At 32.6% G+C, this 17,513-nt stretch carries 17 protein-coding genes and 2 pseudogenes; 4 read left to right on the top strand and 15 right to left on the bottom strand.

All coding sequences use genetic code 11. The annotated features are described in order from the left end of the window. Positions 1 to 5: 5 nt before the first annotated feature. Entirely contained in the window at positions 6 to 1,199 is a 1,194-nt protein-coding gene (locus OA85_RS09390; RefSeq protein ID WP_039109503.1) for a glycosyltransferase family 2 protein, read from the bottom strand. Positions 1,200 to 1,331: 132 nt separating this feature from the next. Between OA85_RS09390 and OA85_RS09385 the strand changes: the two genes are divergently transcribed. Together OA85_RS09385 and OA85_RS09380 are read left to right on the top strand one after the other, a co-directional pair. Next, positions 1,332 to 1,952 (top strand): hypothetical protein, encoded by a 621-nt coding sequence (locus tag OA85_RS09385; protein WP_197056070.1) that lies wholly within the window; start codon positions 1,332 to 1,334, stop codon positions 1,950 to 1,952. 344 nt (positions 1,953 to 2,296) lie between these two features. Beyond that, the gene (locus OA85_RS09380) at positions 2,297 to 3,700 is read left to right on the top strand and encodes a hypothetical protein (RefSeq protein WP_039109502.1); all 1,404 of its coding nucleotides are present in this window, start codon (positions 2,297 to 2,299) and stop codon (positions 3,698 to 3,700) included. 255 nt (positions 3,701 to 3,955) lie between these two features. On the opposite strand, the gene OA85_RS17770 is transcribed toward OA85_RS09380, so the two are convergent. Beyond that, positions 3,956 to 4,258 carry a M48 family metallopeptidase gene (locus tag OA85_RS17770; RefSeq protein ID WP_052257195.1) on the bottom strand — a complete coding sequence of 101 codons (303 nt, stop codon included), beginning with the start codon at positions 4,256 to 4,258 and terminating at the stop codon, positions 3,956 to 3,958. Between OA85_RS17770 and OA85_RS09370 the strand changes: the two genes are divergently transcribed. Beyond that, the gene (locus OA85_RS09370; protein ID WP_039109501.1) at positions 4,250 to 4,441 is read left to right on the top strand and encodes a hypothetical protein; all 192 of its coding nucleotides are present in this window, start codon (positions 4,250 to 4,252) and stop codon (positions 4,439 to 4,441) included. The two genes, OA85_RS17770 and OA85_RS09370, sit on opposite strands and share 9 nt — an antisense overlap. Positions 4,442 to 4,567: 126 nt before the next feature. Here the strand turns inward: OA85_RS09370 and OA85_RS09365 are convergent, their stop codons facing one another. The 13 genes and pseudogenes from OA85_RS09365 to OA85_RS09310 all read right to left on the bottom strand — a co-directional run bounded on the left by OA85_RS09365 (position 4,568) and on the right by OA85_RS09310 (position 16,647). Then, positions 4,568 to 5,011 (bottom strand): universal stress protein, encoded by a 444-nt coding sequence (locus OA85_RS09365; protein ID WP_039109904.1) that lies wholly within the window; start codon positions 5,009 to 5,011, stop codon positions 4,568 to 4,570. Between the two features lie 48 nt (positions 5,012 to 5,059). Next, positions 5,060 to 5,182: a heavy metal-binding domain-containing protein gene (locus OA85_RS17710; RefSeq protein ID WP_255350539.1), complete on the bottom strand. Its 123-nt coding sequence runs from the start codon at positions 5,180 to 5,182 to the stop codon at positions 5,060 to 5,062. Positions 5,183 to 5,774: 592 nt separating this feature from the next. Next, positions 5,775 to 5,993: a GDCCVxC domain-containing (seleno)protein gene (locus tag OA85_RS17620; protein WP_039109903.1), complete on the bottom strand. Its 219-nt coding sequence runs from the start codon at positions 5,991 to 5,993 to the stop codon at positions 5,775 to 5,777. 51 nt (positions 5,994 to 6,044) lie between these two features. After that, positions 6,045 to 6,374 (bottom strand): annotated as a pseudogene (locus OA85_RS17615) (MerC domain-containing protein); the annotation flags it as partial. A gap of 29 nt (positions 6,375 to 6,403) precedes the next feature. Continuing rightward, the gene (locus OA85_RS09355) at positions 6,404 to 7,618 is read right to left on the bottom strand and encodes an efflux RND transporter periplasmic adaptor subunit (RefSeq protein WP_039109500.1); all 1,215 of its coding nucleotides are present in this window, start codon (positions 7,616 to 7,618) and stop codon (positions 6,404 to 6,406) included. 2 nt (positions 7,619 to 7,620) lie between these two features. Continuing rightward, positions 7,621 to 8,865, bottom strand: a complete 1,245-nt coding sequence (locus tag OA85_RS09350) for an efflux RND transporter periplasmic adaptor subunit (RefSeq protein ID WP_039109499.1) — start codon at positions 8,863 to 8,865, stop codon at positions 7,621 to 7,623. A 2-nt stretch (positions 8,866 to 8,867) separates the two neighbouring features. Beyond that, positions 8,868 to 10,124, bottom strand: coding sequence for a TolC family protein (locus OA85_RS09345; protein ID WP_039109498.1), 1,257 nt, complete (start codon positions 10,122 to 10,124; stop codon positions 8,868 to 8,870). After that, positions 10,111 to 13,338: pseudogene (locus OA85_RS17610) on the bottom strand (efflux RND transporter permease subunit). The gene OA85_RS09345 and the pseudogene OA85_RS17610 overlap by 14 nt, the downstream one beginning before the upstream one ends. A 5-nt stretch (positions 13,339 to 13,343) precedes the next feature. Next, positions 13,344 to 13,814, bottom strand: coding sequence for a heme-binding domain-containing protein (locus tag OA85_RS09330; protein WP_039109495.1), 471 nt, complete (start codon positions 13,812 to 13,814; stop codon positions 13,344 to 13,346). A gap of 1 nt (position 13,815) precedes the next feature. Further along, positions 13,816 to 14,529 carry a DUF3347 domain-containing protein gene (locus tag OA85_RS09325; RefSeq protein ID WP_039109902.1) on the bottom strand — a complete coding sequence of 238 codons (714 nt, stop codon included), beginning with the start codon at positions 14,527 to 14,529 and terminating at the stop codon, positions 13,816 to 13,818. 196 nt (positions 14,530 to 14,725) lie between these two features. Next, entirely contained in the window at positions 14,726 to 15,304 is a 579-nt protein-coding gene (locus tag OA85_RS09320; protein ID WP_156129446.1) for a heavy metal-binding domain-containing protein, read from the bottom strand. Between the two features lie 86 nt (positions 15,305 to 15,390). Then, a complete protein-coding gene (locus OA85_RS09315) occupies positions 15,391 to 15,909 on the bottom strand; it encodes an AraC family transcriptional regulator (protein ID WP_052257193.1) in 519 nt (172 codons plus the stop codon). A gap of 369 nt (positions 15,910 to 16,278) precedes the next feature. After that, positions 16,279 to 16,647, bottom strand: coding sequence for a hypothetical protein (locus OA85_RS09310; protein ID WP_039109491.1), 369 nt, complete (start codon positions 16,645 to 16,647; stop codon positions 16,279 to 16,281). Positions 16,648 to 17,091: 444 nt separating this feature from the next. On the opposite strand from OA85_RS09310, the gene OA85_RS09305 reads away from it, so the two are divergent. Then, on the top strand, positions 17,092 to 17,513 hold a 422-nt coding region (locus tag OA85_RS09305), incomplete at its 3' end, for a cytochrome-c peroxidase (RefSeq protein WP_039109490.1).

Here is a 17,513-nt window from a genome sequence, read left to right as displayed (position 1 = left end):
ATTTTTCATTCTATTTTTATAATCTCACCTCTTTCGTTACTATTATTACTTCCAATTAAAAAATTGGCGTTTTTTGGTATGATTTTAAAGGTAATCCCGACGCTTCGGGGCTTATTCCTTGAAGATTCGAGAATTGCGATGCTTTCTTTGAAAGAAACGAATTCGTTATCCAAAATAATTTCGGTTTCATCTCCACTTCTAAGCGAAGACGAAATTACCATTTTTTCTGTTTTCAAATCATGAAATGAGACTTTTTTTTGCAAAATCAAAGTCAATTTGTTTGCTAATTTTTCATTCGAAGAATAAAGCAGATATGATTTTGGAGGAATTTTTATTTTGGGTTTTCCTTGAAACATTTTCACAAAAGAAAAAAAGACAATTCCTATTTTCATAAAAAGCGAGAATAATACAGATATACGAAAATGCTTTTTGTAAAAGAAATTCATGGCTTCCTGAAAACGTTTCATATAGGTTTCGTCCTTAACGGTGCTTTCTCCTTTATAATGTATAACAGTAGTTTCATGGAAATAATAATTGGATTTTCCTTTTTGTAACATCCTATAAGACAAATCAATATCATCTGAATACATAAAACAATCTTCATCAAATCCGCCTACTTCAAAATACAAATCTCGTTTCATGAACATAAAAGCACCTACGAGAATATCTACTTTCCCTGTTTCGTTTTCCCTTAAATGCTGCGCATAGTATTTCCCGAATGTTTCTGACTTGGGAAACAATTTGTACAAACCCGTTATTTTGGCAAAAGCTACCCAAGGTGTAGGAACACCACGTTTGCTTTCCGGCAGAAAATTTCCGGCGCCATCAATGAGTTTGCAACCTATAATTCCCATTGAATCGTTTGCTGGCGAAGAATGAAGCAATCTGGCGAAAGCCAATACTTTAACAAACGTATCTTCGGCAACAACTGTATCCGGATTGAGAATGCAAACGTATTCGCCTTGAGCTTGAGCCACTCCTATATTATTACCTTTTGGAAAACCTAAATTTTCATTATTTTCAATGAGTTTTACCTTTGGAAAACGCTGTTTCATCATTGCACAACTGTCATCAGAAGAATTATTATCAATTACTATAATTTCGCTGTCAATGGTCTCTAAAGCATTTTGAACGCTTAACAGACATTGCTCTAAAAAGAAACGGACATTATAATTAAGGATGATGACGGATAGTTGCATTGAATATAAATTGAAACTTTGGTAAGATAAAAATTTTCGGATAAACTTATTCGTAAACTCCAATCATTTTTTCCCTCAACTAACATCTAAAGAAATAATTCTTAATTACTTTAGCAAAATCTAAACAACTGCATGATGAGAAATAAACGATTTGGCAATTGGTTGCAATATATTGGTTTGATTATAACCTTATGCTTGATTTCAAGTTTCAAAACGGATGTAAAAAAGAAAACTAACAACGATAACAATCTCGTTACTTCTAGCGTTTGGTACGTTGCAGGACCTACAATTGAAAACCAAGAAGTCATCAATACCATCCGTAAAAAAAATAGCATTATTCGTGTAACGGCTACTAATTCTCCTATTGGTGAAATTGAATTGAATGTATTGATAACACCATCTCAATCAAATGACGGGTCTCCAACAAATTTACCCGAAGATTCCAATTTTGTCAGCATTACCTATAAATCCTCACATCTCATTAAACTACAAGCTCGTGAAGGAAATGAAGAAGGAACTGGTTGCGTGCATGGAGGTTCTCATCCAAGAGTTGATTTACCTATTTCCCCAGATAAATTTACAACAATAAAAATTCCGTGGTCTGATTTTAAACAAGACGGATTACCAAATGGCAAACACTTAAATATTCACAATCTTTGTAAATTTAATTTTGTGAACTACAAGCCTGTTGCTGGTGCTACATTAGAAATAACTACAGTGCTGATTCAAAACTTAAAACAATCAAAAAATTAAAAACAGCATCATTTTCAAAATGCTAAAAACATTTTTATCGAATCATTACCACTAAATTCTCCATATATTTCATTTCATTTTGCACTCAAAGTCATGTGATTGCAACAACTTCGTTTAAATAGCTTACTTTTGCAAAAAATTACACTTGTGAATTACTTATCTGTAGAAAATATATCTCATACTCTACAAACTCCCTAAAACAGCCTTAACCACTGCAAAATAAGGCGTAAGCTTAAAAACGAAAAAATAAATCAATCATTATTTATCAGTATATTTCATCTTTTATCATAAAATTAGAGACCTAATTAGAGACCAATTGAATTTAAATCTATAACTTTGCTTTTATGAAAGCACTGACCTATAGATATAAACTCAAAGCTAAAAGTAAATCTTTGGATGAGCGCACTAGCCCTGAATTGGTATTGGTAGAAATCAGCGGAGCATTTGTGAATAAAGTAGATGATATAGTCAAATACAAAAAATTTCAATACTCTTTAGAGGTATCAGTTTTACCAAAATACTTCGGAATTGTACGCGAAAAAAGAGGTGTATTTAATTTTGTTTATAATGCAACCACAGTTAAAGCAAATGAAAAGTACAATAAATTATTTAGAAATAAAATAACCGATTTTGAATCAAATATAGAAACAACTGCAACACATTTTAAAAATCAAGAACCAACATCTGAAGAAGTTAAAAACTATTTACTTTCTATTAGCGGTAGAGAAAAAAGAAAACCAGAGGAAACTTTTGCAGTCATAACTTTTCTAAATAGTCATATTACCCATCTGGAAAATCTTATAGGTAGTAGTCGTAAAGATGAAGTTAAAGACACTACCATCAACTCCTATCGAAATCTAATTCCAATAATAAAACGCTATCAAGAAGCCAAAAAAATTAAATTAACATTTGAAAAACTCAGTGAAGAACTTTATCGAGAAATTTGGGAAGTAGTAAATGATATTAGGACTGGTAAAATTAAAATAGATAGCTACCAACAAGATCCAAAAAAAGTACTTGCAACAAATACTTTAAAAGCATACCAAACATATTTTATACAACTTTGCAAAGTTGCTAAAAAACAAGGCATCAAAATCCCACTGGATTTGACAGACACCAATCTAATTAATGTAGCAGAAAAAAATAAGTCTGAAAAAACGGAAGCATTTCTCAAAGAAAATGATATTCTTAAAATAATAGAATATGTACCTACTTCAAAATATTTAGAATTAGCAAAAAAGTACATACTCATAGCTAGCCAAACTGGCATGCGTCTACAGTCGATGCGAGAAGCAAAAGGTCGAACAACTCAAATATGCAACGAGTATACTAACGCTTTTCATTATATACATACAATTCAAGCTAAAACCGAAACAGAATGCTATACACCTTTATTCTCAACCGCATTAAAAATTATTCAAAAAAACGACGATACTTTTCCTGATTTTTCCAATATTGCATTAACCAATCTCAATAACAACATCAGAAAAGTACTAAAATCAGTTGAAATTGAAAATAGCCATTTGTTCAGCACTCATAACTTACGAAGTTCTTTTGTTAGTAATCTATCATTACTAAGACTCTCCGAGAAAATCATAAGCTATGTTACGCATCCGGCAAAAAAGAATAGTTCTTCAAGCGTACACATTTATGACAGAAGAGATATGCTAGATAAAGCCAAAATGTTTGTTGAAGAAGTCAATTGGATTAACAAAATTAAATCTTCAAAACTGTATACATTTGATTAAATACTATAAACACCGCTCTGATTCTATTTATAACATACATCTTTTAATCAGACTGTAACTACAGTCCCAACAGCTGCCCCTGTCGGGACAATTTTCGAACCATTTTTTAAAAGATTTAAAGCTTTTGAGCCAGCTATCATCGATTTTATAAAGCTAACGAAAATATTAAATTTTATTCTTAACTACATATCCACTTTAACTTAGTATTTCCAAATTTAAAAAAACTCCCAAGTTAGGAGAATTCGCAAAGCAGGTTTATAAATAAGTGTTTAGTTTATATTTTCTTTTTTCCCAATCAGGGGTCATCAAAGTAAGTAGTTTAAAAAAATTATCATTATGATGTTTATGAATCATATGACATAATTCATGCATAACAACGTACTCAATACAACGCTTAGGTGTGTGAATTAATTTAGGATTAAAAATTAATTTGTCTTTTATTGTGCAACTCCCCCAACGCGTAGGCATATCTTGAAAGAATATTTGTGATGGTGTGAAAAAATGATTGACAAATTTTTTGATAATTGACTTCGCTATTTCAGTAATTCTATGGTACATTTAAGGAAACTGGTGGTAACATTGGCGAAGATATTTTGGAGTATAATGCCTGCAATCAGTTTTAAACCGACATCACAAACTGTGATTAGATTTAATTATCGTTTTCAAGAACAAAGAGATACATTTGGTAATCCACCAGCTGCAACAGACGGAATGAGTTTCGGGCTTTCAACCTATTTTTAGGTTATTTTTTACAAAAATACGCTCCAAATAAAGTGTTTAATAATTTAAAGTTGATCCAAAACAAAGCCCTATTTCACATTCATAACGAATTGAATCCAAAATGGATTTTTGTCTATTATTAATTTTTCATTTGCGTACAATTTCCACAGAACATTTTGCATGTAACGCCACTGCCTGGGAAACCGAGCCAAGCAGAAAGCCTTCTAAAGCCCCGTGACCAGAAGAGCCAACGACAATCAAATCAGCACTAAATGTTTCTGCTTCTTTGAGTATTGCACTTTTTGGAGAACCTTCAATAACCATTGTAGTTACAATTAAAGTTGGGTTTTTAGCATGCAGAATTTTCGCTGCATTTATCGTAATTTTCTCTGCGGCTTTAAAAGCGTTGTGGTCAATTTCTGCAGAGTATTCATGTGAAACTCCCATTGGTCCAAGAGCATTTATTAGTGACATTCTTTCATAAACAGAAACAATATGCACTTTAGTGTTCACTGGAAATGGTCTGTTTGCAACCTCCTCAACCGCTACTTTGCTATGCACAGAGCCATCTGTAGCTAAGAGTATCTTCATAGCGCTTTGTTCTTTTTGATTTTTCATAATTAGAATAATTATTGTTAATTATTTTTTTACAAGAGCCATGCCGCATTTAGGGCAATTGCCTGGCTTATCTGATTGCACTTCGGGGTGCATTGGGCAGGTATAGACACCAGTATTTTGCAAATTGTTTTTTTTGTGTCTCATCCTCATTATAGGGAAAACGCAGCAAGCAACTAGAATAATTGCGAATATTATCCATATATAATTATTCTGGGCCTGTAATAATTGTGTTAAAATGATAATTGTTGTCATCGTGGTTTGTTTTTATTTTTACTATTCTTTTGAATGCGGATAGATTTATCTATAAATATCCAATAAGAATTACAATTAGCAGTAAGTTGAATAAAGTCCATATAAAAATACTAATCCCCCCCGGATGATAGCTTCTGTTTTTGTCATTGTTTTTGCTACTTCTTGCTAATAAGACGAATCAGCTAAAAAAGAAATAGAATCACTTCACTGCATACTCTGAATACTGCTTCGATACAATTTTTAAGTTTTTGATGATTCATCTTAATAAATTTTAATTATGAATTAATTTCCTCAGTATAAAGATAGCTTTTTAAGTTGTAAAGGTGATGTGGTTTCGATAAAATAGATGCTATTTATAGTTGTTAAAAACTTAAACTACAATTACTTACAATTGTAAATCGAACGGTTTTTTGAGCTTTTACAATTAATACAAAAAAACAATAGTATACTGGTTGATTTAATTTCTATTTTTTAAATTTGGTTTTTAACAACATTTGTCACCGGCTTGAATTGGGGGGCATTTTACAGTTCCGTAACTACAGTAAACACAGCAATCGCCATGTTTGGGTTTTAATATCGTCTTACAATTCTCGCATTCATAAAAGAATTGGCAAGCATCGGTAGGCATTGTTTCGTCTTTTTTATATCCACAATTTGGGCAAGTTAAAGTTGATTTTAGTTCTACTGACTTACCGTTATAAATTGCACAAGTGTTACAGGTACCATGCAATTTATTTCTATAATAATTTACTCCTGTTGCTAGCAATAATCCAAACATACCTATGTAAATAAAATAAGGGTTGCTGTTAAAATAGTATCCGTAATAAATTAATAGAACCGATGGTACCGCTATCAATAAAGGATAAATACTATGATGTTTGCGATAAGAAATGATTAAACCTAAGATAGAAATTAAAACCATTGCCAGAAATATCCACATTGTCCATCCGCCAAACAGCTCAAAACTACCCAAGCCAAATGTTGATGCTCCAAATGCAAAAAGCGGAAAACAGCAAGGTGAAAATAGTGCTGTTGTAAAGAGACCTATTGTTCCTAATTTATCAACGTTTAGTTTTAATTCCATATTTGTTAATTTAATATTTTTTTTTATCATTACATTTCCATTCCCTCCATGGGGTCACTCCCTTTTCGGAATTTATATTCACTGTTTATGGCGTAGGCTCCTGTTATCACTACTTTTTTTGTTGGATTCAATTCTGATTTAATTTCAATCATTCCATTGGTTTCTGCTCCCGTTTCCACCATTAAGCTTTCAAATACGCCTGGTCTTTTTTCAATCCAGATGTACGAAGCATTTTCTTCTCTGATAACCGCATCACTAGGTACGAATATCCCTTTTATATTGGATTGTGTCAATTTTACGATTGCCTGCATTCCGGGTTTTAACAGCAAGTTTTGATTGGGCACTTCCATTCGAATTAAAAGCAGTCTGGTATCTGGATTTATTTCAGGATTGATAAATGAAACTTTCGCATTTACTGTTTTATCAGGAAAATCGGAAAATGAAACTTTTGCGTTTTGGCCCAGGCGCACGCTTTTTGCATAGTTTACATTTACTTGTGTTTCAAGCCAAAGACTATTTAAATCCGCTAATTTAATTATAGCGGAACCTTCCATCATATAACTGCCTTCTGTGGCTAATATTTCAGAAATATAACCACTATAGGCGCTGTAGAAAGTGGTGTAAGGCGAAACTTCATTAGTTGTTTTTAGAGCTTCAATTTGAGTGTTTGACAAACCAAAGAACACCAATTTTCGTTTGGCTGCATTGAGCATACTTCTTGCATTTTTACCAAAATCACCGGGCATGGCAAGTTGTTTGTAAGCTGTAAAATAATCTTGTTTGGCTATCGCAATATCTTCACTATATAATAAATAAACGGGGTCGTTTTTCTTAATATAATCCCCTGTGGTTTTAAAATATAACTTTTCAATTCGTCCCATTGCTCTTGCGGAAACAGTTTTTGTTTTTTCTTGATTAATAATCAAAACCCCTGTGTAATTTTGCTCTAAACTAGCTTGAGTTTCTGCGATCGTTTGTGTGAAGATGTTTCCTAATTGTATTTGCTGTTTACTCAAGCTTATTTCGTTAGCCTCTGTATCGTTGCTTTTTATTGGGGTTAAAGACATATGACAAATGGGACATTTACCCGGTTTATCTTCCTTTACCTGTGGATCCATAGAGCAAGTGTAGAAAATATTTTCTTTTGTTTGGTGTTTGCTATGATCCTCCTTATTTTTAGTATTACAAGCTATAAAAGCAGTAAATAGTAAAAATAGAAGCCCTGTTTTTTTTAATGTTTTCATGGCTATTCCGTTTTTATAAAGCTTTCGCTATCGATTAAATATTCAGCATTTTTGGCAATAGTATCTTTTACAGAAATGCCCTCTATAATTTGAATGAAATCATTGATTTCAATTCCAGTTTTTATTGCTACTGCCTTAAAGCCATTGTCCATTTTTATAAAAACTATTTTTTTATTACCAATACTCACTAATGCTTGTTTTTGCAACCAAGTGGACTTAATGGGATTTGTTTTCAATATGCCTTGTAATCGGATACCAATAGGTAATTTTAATTTATTGTTGTTTAAATAAACTCTAATTCTATTGGATTTATCAGTTGGACTCAACTGTGTTTCTATAAAATTTATTTGTGCATTGATGATTTCATTTTCGTCTAATTCTGATGTGATAGCAATAGATTGATTTGTTTTTATTAGGTTATTGTATCCTTGTATGACATTAAAAATGCCCCATACTTTATCGGTATTCACTAATTTAAAAACAGTTTCCCCTTTTTTTATATAATCGCCTTCTTTAATAGTTAAAAATTCTGTAGTTGCAGTAGCGTTTTGCATTGTTACATTTGCGTTTTTGGTCATATTTTCCGTTCCCTGAATAATTCCGTAGGCAGGGCTATAAATAGAAATTACCGGGTTTGCCCTTTTGGCTGAAACCAATGCATTTATTTGATTAACAGTCATTCCATATAGCAGTAATTTTTGCTTTGTGGCTTTAATAATTGACGCATTATCGGAATCATTGGAAACTAAATAAATGAAATTTTGCTGTTCCGTCAATAATTCCGGACTGTACAAATCAAAAAGCTTTTGTCCTTTATTAACTTTTTGGTATTTATAATTTACATACATTTTTTCTATTCTGCCACTTATTCTTGCCGCGATATTTACAGACGAATTTGGGTCGTATGCTATTAGACCGGGCAAGTTTATTTCACTACTGATGGTGGTATCTTTTGGGGTTGTGGTTTGGTAATTTCCCACTATAAAATTATCGGTTGGCTTTAAAAGGTTTTCAATTAAGTTGCTTTCCACAACATGATTTTGGATTGTTTTTTTTACCAATGCCATTCCGCAAATTGGGCAATTACCGGGTTTATCCCTAATAATTTGCGGATGCATAGGACAGGTGTACAGTTCTTTTTGCTGCTGATTATGTGTTGGTTTATTTGACAAAGCAAAGAAGTATATGGACAATCCAATAATTGAAATTATCATAACTACCAAACTATATTTTAAATATCTTTTCATAATTATTTGATTTCTAAATGTTTTTCAATTTCCACTTGTGCAATCAAAATAGCTTGCAATTTGTCTAAAGTATCTATTTGAGCCATATTTAATGCCTCCCATGCATCCAGAACAACAAACAAATCACCGGTGTTATTTTGCCAGGCAAGTATTGCCGTATCATAATTTTTTCTCAGCGCTGGAATAATACTCTTTTCAGCAATATCATATTGCGCCTTGAGATTGGTAAGTTCGGTATTCATTCCTGAAACCATTCCATGAGCTTCATTCAAAACCATTTGTTTTTGCCAATTAAGGCTTTCATTTTTTATTTGAAAGCTATTGACATTTGCCTTACTCATTTTTGAAGCCCAAGGAGCAAAGGGAATAGTAACCATAAGCATTAAAGTGAATTGTTGTGGTTGTTGCCCAAAAGCAAACATATGTTCGTAATTAATTCCAAATTCCGGTAATAGTTTTGCTTTTTCAGCTTCTATTTTTAATTGATTTAATGCCATTGTTTGTTCAATAGCTTTAATATCACTTCGGCCTTGTATATTGAATGTTGTATGCAGTTTTATCAAATCAAAAACTTTTAATTGATAGGTGGTATTTATTTCAAAAGGGATATTAGTGTCTCTTGCCATCAAGGTATTAAGCATAATTCGCTTTTGAGAAATATCATTTTGAAGCATTACTATCATGCTTTGTAATGTGCTATATTGTGATTTTGCTTTGTAATAGGTGGGCAATTTATCCATATTGTATTGGTAGCGGATCTCCATGCTCTTAATCATATAGTCAAGAAGCAATAAATTATCGTTGGCAAGTTGCATTTTTTTATTCAGGACCAACCATTGGTAATAATTCGTTTTTGCCAAAGCATTTAATTGATTAATCGTATAGTTTTTGTTTTCTTTCTCAACTGAAGACATTGCATTCATGTAGTTGTAATCTGCCTTTAGTTTTGATGGGTTAGGTATCATTTGCGTAACACCTAATGTATAAAACCCCATACCAAGGCTATTATCACCAGCTTTCCATAATTTGGTATTGTAAGGGGTCATAAAGAAACCTGAATTTACTTGTGGCGGCATCCAGCTTTTAGCGCCTTTTGCTGCTGCATCCATGCTTTGAATATCAGCATCATACATTTTCAACTGTGGATTATTTGTTTTGATAGTAGTCAAAATGGTATCCAATGAAAGTGTTTGTGCTACAATAGTAGTACTACTTAAAATCAAATAACTTATTGCGATATAATATTTAATGTTTTGCATCTATAAGATCTATTTTACCTTTTGTTTTTAATTCACGAAGTTTTGACATTTCGAAAACAACAGGTGTTACTAATAATACATAAATAGTCGAGGTGATTGTACCACCAATGAGCGGAACCGTGATAGGAAGCATCACATCGGCGCCTGTTCCTGTTGCCCAAAGAATTGGTATTAATCCAAATAAGGAAACGGAAACAGTCATTAGTTTTGGTCGCAACCTTTTGGCTGAACCATCAATAATATATTCTCTCAAAATAGCTTCTGTAATTGTTGCTGCACTGTTCCCATGTTTTGCCACCATTTTGTTCATCGCCTCATTCAAATAAATGGTTATTAGCATAGCTGTTTCGACAGCCAAACCAAACAATGCAATAAAACCGACGGCTACGGCTACCGATAAATTAATACCATAAAAATACACCATAAAAATACCTCCAATTAAAGCAAACGGTACCGTTATCATGGTTATCAAAGCTTCTTTCATGGAACGATACGTAAAGTATAAAACAAGAAAAATAATAACAACGACAATAGGCAATATCATACCTAATGTTTTGTTGGCTCTGATTTGATTTTCCCATTGTCCGCTCCATTCCACATAATATCCTTTTGGCATTTTAGTCATCATAGTATCCAATTTTTTCTGCGCCTCTTTTACGGTACTTCCTAAATCACGGTCCCGAACATTAAACAATACGCTACCACGAAGCATTGCATTTTCGCTGTTTATCATGGGCGGTCCATCACTTATTTTCACATCAGCAACCGTTTCTAACGGAATTGGTCCAAATTGCATTGTTTGTACTTGCAGTTTTTTTAGGGCTTCTAAACTATTTCGATATTCCTGTGCATATCTCGCATTTACCGAAAAACGTTGCCTTCCTTCGATAGTTGTCGTGAGTTTCATCCCTCCAATAGCCGCTTCAACAACAGTATTTATATCGTCAATTGAAAGCCCATATCTACCAATCACCTCCCGTTTTGCTTCTATGTCAATATATTTCCCTCCGGTTATGGGTTCGGCATATAAATCTTTTACTCCAGCTGTGCCTTCGAGTGCTTTTTTAATTTTTTGGGATAATGCGTTTATGGTATCTAAACTTGCTCCATAAATTTTAATTCCAACATCGGTTCGGATACCCGTTGAAAGCATATTGATACGATTGATGATGGGTTGGGTAAAGCCATTAGTTACTCCGGGTATTTGCAGTTTGTTGTTTATTTCGTTAACAATATCATTTTTCGTTTTGCCTGCTCTCCATTCTTGTTGGGGCTTTAACAAAACAATGGTTTCAATCATACTTATCGGGCTGTTATCGGTTGCTGTATTTGCTCTCCCGGCTTTTCCTAAAACGTGTGCCACTTCGGGTATCGATTTTATTAATTTGTCCTGAACTTGTAATATTCGTTTTACTTCAGAATTGGATACATCCGGCAAGGTTACCGGCATAAACAAGATGGAACCTTCATCTAATGGAGGCATAAATTCTGAACCTAAACGCGTAAACATTAAAACTCCTATCAAAAGTGCAATGATATTGATACCCAATACTGTTTTTCTCCATTTTAAACAAAGGGTTAAAATAGGCGTATAGATGCTTTCCAGTTTTCTATTAATTGGATTTTTTTCTTCCACTCGAAGTCTGCCTTTAAGTAAAAAACTAATTAACACAGGGGTAAGTGTTATAGCAAAAAATGCATCAACAATAAGTATTAACGATTTTGTCCATGCCAATGGACTAAAGAGTTTTCCCTCCATGCCTGTAAGGAGAAAGACAGGTAAAAAAGAGGTAATTATAATTACGGTTGAATAGAAAACACCTGGTCCAACTAATTTAGAAGAGGATTCAATTAGCTGCAATTTTTCATCAGATGATAATGGATCGTGTTGTTTTTTGACTATTTTTTTAAAAAAATTCCTCATCGCTACAAATTATTTGTTGTTATCCATTTCTTCTTGTTTCTCCGAAATTGTCCTATAAGCATTCTCTACCATCACAATTCCGTCATCAACAATAACACCTATTGCCAGCGCAATACCCGTTAGTGACATAATATTGGAAGATATTCCAAAAGCTTGTAGAAAGATAAATGCAACCGCAACGGATATTGGTATTTGGATTAAAATGATTAAGGCACTTCGCCAATGAAAAAGAAAAAGAAGAATTATTATAGAAACGGCAATCATTTCTTCGATTAAAGTTCCTTTAACCGATGCAATAGCTTTTTCTATCAATTCGCTTCTGTCATAAGACGTTTTAAAAGTAACGCCTTCGGGTAAGCCTTTTTCGACTTCTTTCATTTTTTCTTTAACCGCTGTGATTATTTTATCAGCATTTTCGCCATAACGCATCACTACAATTCCGCCAACCACTTCGCCAGTTCCATTTTCATCAAAAATCCCTAATCTCAAATCGCCCCCCATTTGTATCGAACCAATGTCTTTTACTTTTACAGGAACGGAATTATAGTTTTTAATGGCAATGTCTTCTACATCTTTTATGTTTTTTATGTAGCCTAAACCTCTTACGATATAGGACATATTACTCATTTCAAATTTCCGTCCTCCAACATCATTATTATTTGCCTTGACAGCATTCATCACTTCCATCATGCTTACATTGTAGTATTGCATTTTTAGGGGGTCTAACACCAATTGATATTGTTTTTCAAAACCTCCAAACGAGGCCACTTCTGCCACGCCCGGTACGGTCTGTAATGCGAATTTCACATACCAGTCTTGCAATGCTCTTAGCTCTCCCAAATCCATACCGTTGGCTTGCAAATGATACCAAAAAATATGTCCCACACCAGTACCGTCTGGACCTAATGTTGGTACAACATTTTGTGGCAACAACCGTTGGGCATAATTTAACCTTTCCAAAACCCGGGTTCTTGCCCAATAGACATCGACATCATCTTCAAAAACGATGTAGACAAAACTCATCCCGAACATGGAGGCACCACGAATATTTTTAATTTTTGGAATGCCTTGCAGGTTAGAGACCAAAGGATAAGTTACTTGCGCTTCTATAACCTGCGGGCTTCTCCCCATCCATTCCGTAAAGACAATGACTTGATTCTCTGACAAATCGGGAATGGCATCTATCGGATTTTGTTGTACACTATAAATACCCCAGCCAAATAAACAGGCCGAAACTAGTAGTACAACAAATCGGTTTTTTAATGAAAATGATATTAATTTTTCGACCATACTATTTAGTTTTTTGATGAAAGGCTATCTTTTGTTTTATTAATCCAATTGATTACTTCCTGTTTTTGAGTAGGTGTTAGTATAGCATTTTTATGAATGAAAGTATATGAAGACAAAGGCATTTCATCTGATTTTATTTGCTTGACTATAGCTTCTAATTTACTTTCTTGCTTTCGCTTGGAGTAATTTCCGAATTCATAAAAATTTAAATCTTTCTTTCCGTCTTTAATGTGACTTTCCATAAAAGAACGCCCTGGTTGAACGTATGAATACCAAGGATAATTTGTGTTATCACTGTGACAATCGTAACAGGATGTTCGTAAAATGGTTTCCACATTTTTGGGAACATTGTAGATTTTTGTAAAATTTCCAATTAAATCCTGCCCATAACTTTTATTACGAGCAGGTTGATACAATTGCATTAGCAAAAAAATAATTAACCCAATAAACAGTGTTTTTTGGATGATTTTTTTCATCTTACAATTCCTTTTGTATTGAACCACATGTAAGCATTTTATTACCGTAATATGGATTCTTGATATCTTTGGTTTCACTTATCCAAATAGCCCCTTTTCCATTATCTGCCATAGGGCAAAAATCTTGATAGACTTTTTGATCAGATCCGAAAGTTTTGATTAAATCAGTTACATCTTTACTTAAAAGTACAAAATGTTCTCTTTGATGCTCTAATTTACCAGCGTTATCTCCAATATGTTCTGCGTGTTCTTTGGCATCATCGGCAATATCAAGATATTCCTTTTTCAATTTTGCATTTGGTATTGTATTGGAATTTATTTTATTGAAAGTTACATATAATGCTTTACCCGCATTGGCTGCACCTTTTGTGTCGTCTTTAGTCAGTGCATTTTTCAGTTTCAAATAGTTACTCACAATTTCATTGATTGAAAATTTAGTTTGTGTAACTGGTGCAACAGTTGTTTCGGTTTTGACTTCAGTTGAAGTACCGGAAGTAGTTTTGGTAACTTCATTTACCGGCTCTGTGAGTTCCATTCCACATTTAGAGCATTTCTCTCCCTTTTTTCCTGCAATTTCTGGATGCATAGAACACGCATATATTTGAGAAGTGCTCTCTGTTGTTTCTGAATTAGTTGTTGCAGCTTCTTTGTTTTTTTGGTTACAAGAAACCATTACGAATGCCATCACAATGGCAGAAAGAATTACATTTTTCATTTTTTTCATTTATTAATTGGTAGAAATAATGTTGCTGTTAGCAACATTTTCTGATGAATATTTTTTTTAAAATCCACTTTAATACGGATACTACTTTTCATTTTAGTATTGATTATATAACAAGCGCATCGCAAATAATTGTTTACAATGCGTATCTAATTGAAATAAAAAGAGATTCAAATTTTACATAATAAAATTATTTTTTATTATCCTCTTTTTTAGTCATTTCCATTCCGCATTTAGGACAATTTCCTGGCTTATCAGAAGTTGCTCCATCCATTGTACAAACATATTTTGTAACAATCTCACTACTGGCTTGACTACCTTTAACAGCGTGGTTGTATTCTCTAGTTTTAACCATTTTCATTCCGCATTTGCTACATCCACCTTCAATTAAACTTATTTCTTCAGGATGCATCGGACAGGTATAAGTTACTTTTTGAACTTCTTTTTGTACCATATCCATCCCGCATTTAGGGCATTTTCCTGGTTTGTCAGAAGTTGCACCATCCATTGTGCAAACATATTTTATAATAACCTTACTGCTTGCTTGACTTCCCTTCACAGCGTGATTGTATTTTCGTTCCGTGGTTTTTACCATTTTCATTCCACACTTGCTACAGTCCCCTTCCATTGAACTCACCTCATTAGGATGCATAGGACAAGAATAAACGGTAGTATTTACTTCATTTTTAGAAGTATCTTTTGTTTTTTGAGCCAAAATAGCTGTGTTGGCCGCAAAAAATAAACTTAAGGCAATAATTAGAGTTTTCATTTTTTCTATATTTAAAATTAATAATACAAAGGACATTAATTTACTAAAGAGAATAGCTGTAATATTTTACAACAGATTTGTAATATTTACAGATTCTCTAATCCAACTCTTTTATTATCATTTAATGATTTAAATTGAGAAGGTGTATATCCAGTTTCTTTTTTGAATTGATTTGACAGATAAGAAATACTGCTATAGTTCATTTTATATGCTATTTCTGATATAGAAATTTCATTATCAGAAAGGTATTGCTTTATTTTTTCAATCTTATGGCCAATATAAAAATGTTCAATGGTTTTGTTTTCAGTTTCAGAGAACACATTACTCAAATAATTATATTCTTTATTAATATTTGACTGAATATAAGTTGATAAATTCAAATGCTGTAATTCTTCGTGTTGATTAACAAAAGTATTTACTAATAATTTGATTTTTTCGACTACTTTATCATTTCCTTTTTTAATAATTGTAAATTCAAATTGGGAGAAAGCCTTTTGAATTTCATCAATTTGATGTTTTAAAAGTTCTTCTTTAATTTCAACTTCACCTAGTTGAATAGCAATAATGGTATAGCCGAATCTTTCTAACTCTGATTTGACTATCATAGTACATCGATTACAGACCATATTTTTGATATAGAGCTTCATTTACTTAATTGTTTTAATGTGACTCAATATTTTTTTGAGCCTTAGTAGGGATTTAATCTGTTTTCTTTGCTTTACTCAACCGAGAGTTCCTTATATAAGGCAATATTTGATAATAAATCGTTACGTATTGGATACCAACAATAGTTATATTGTCCTTGCAATTAAAGAGTCCACTGTGTGTTAAGTCATTTTAAATTAACTAAACAATCGCAAAATGACAGCATAAAAGAGCCGTACTTTTGAAAATTACATTAGTCGAGAAATACAAGGATTTTAAAGTAAAGAATACTTTTTATTTGACACACTTATGGCTGTCAAATTTAAAATTCAGCCTATTTTTGGTATAAGCCATAAAGAATTGAAACCAGAAGAAATAAAGGTTTCATAATTGTTGAATTTTTGTTTTTCTGAAGAGAAATCAAAAATAGTACTATTAAAGTTCAATTCATCAATTGTAATAGAGGTTTTGCAAGAAGACGCACAACCGCACTTAGAATGGTTACATTTTCCTCCGCAACCATCGTGGTTTTTATTTTTTGAATGATTGTCATTTTTGCAACAATCATCTTCGTCCATTTTTGAGGAAGTCTCTTTTTTACAAGAATGTTTTGCTGAATTGTTTTCACACGCAAAAGAACTACTTGGAATCAGTAAGAAACCAAATAATACGATTACTAAAATGTGAAATTTGTTCATTAGAATTTTAATTTATATCTAAATTAATCAAATTATATTGATTGAGTGCTAATAATGTGTTAAAAACATATTGCTATAAACATTGAAGAGAGCTATATACTTAACTGTACCAATGACAAATTTATAATTAAGTCATATAAACATTGAGATTTGTAATAGCTGTATAACAGTCGATTTTTCAATATGCTTACTTATTGCTATTTTACCTAATTATCTGTTTTCTATATGTTTGATTGAAACAAAATGGAAAAATTATTTAGATTTTATTTAATTCATTAAAACGAAGAAACTTATAGTAAAAGGAGCTTTTTGAAAAAATATACATTAAAATTAAAGACTGTTAAAATTAATTTAAAAACACTGTTAATATTTAGTCTAAATAAACTTGCTGGTTTGAAAATGGAATTTTATATTTGCGCCATTATTTTTAATTATTCTAAATAAATGAGCAAAAAAAACTTTTTAATTAGCTTTATAGCTGCGATAATGTTATCGAGCTGTACTGACGATTCCGAATATGTGCCTGTTATTAGCAATAAAACAGCAATCGGAAAATTAATTTTTTTTGATAAAAACCTCTCCAATCCTATCGGTCAAGCGTGTGCTTCTTGCCATGCGCCTGAAACTGGTTTTAGTGACCCTCTACACAGAGACATTTCGGAAGGAGCTGTAACTGGTACTTTTTCGAACATCAATTCTCCAAATTTAGCTTACAATGTATTTTCCCCAGAGCGTACCTATAATACAACCGATGAAACTTATATTGGAGGTCTTTTTCTTAATGGACGATCTCCAAACCTAAAAGAACAGCTCATTCATCCCTTTATTGGTGCAGTAGAAATGAATAATGGCACTATTGCAAATGT

Origin of the sequence: Flavobacterium sp. AED (assembly GCF_000812945.1) — a bacterium.
Lineage (GTDB): Bacteria > Bacteroidota > Bacteroidia > Flavobacteriales > Flavobacteriaceae > Flavobacterium.
The sequence above is the reverse complement of the archived record's forward strand: the minus strand, read 5'-3'. Positions and strand labels throughout refer to the sequence as shown.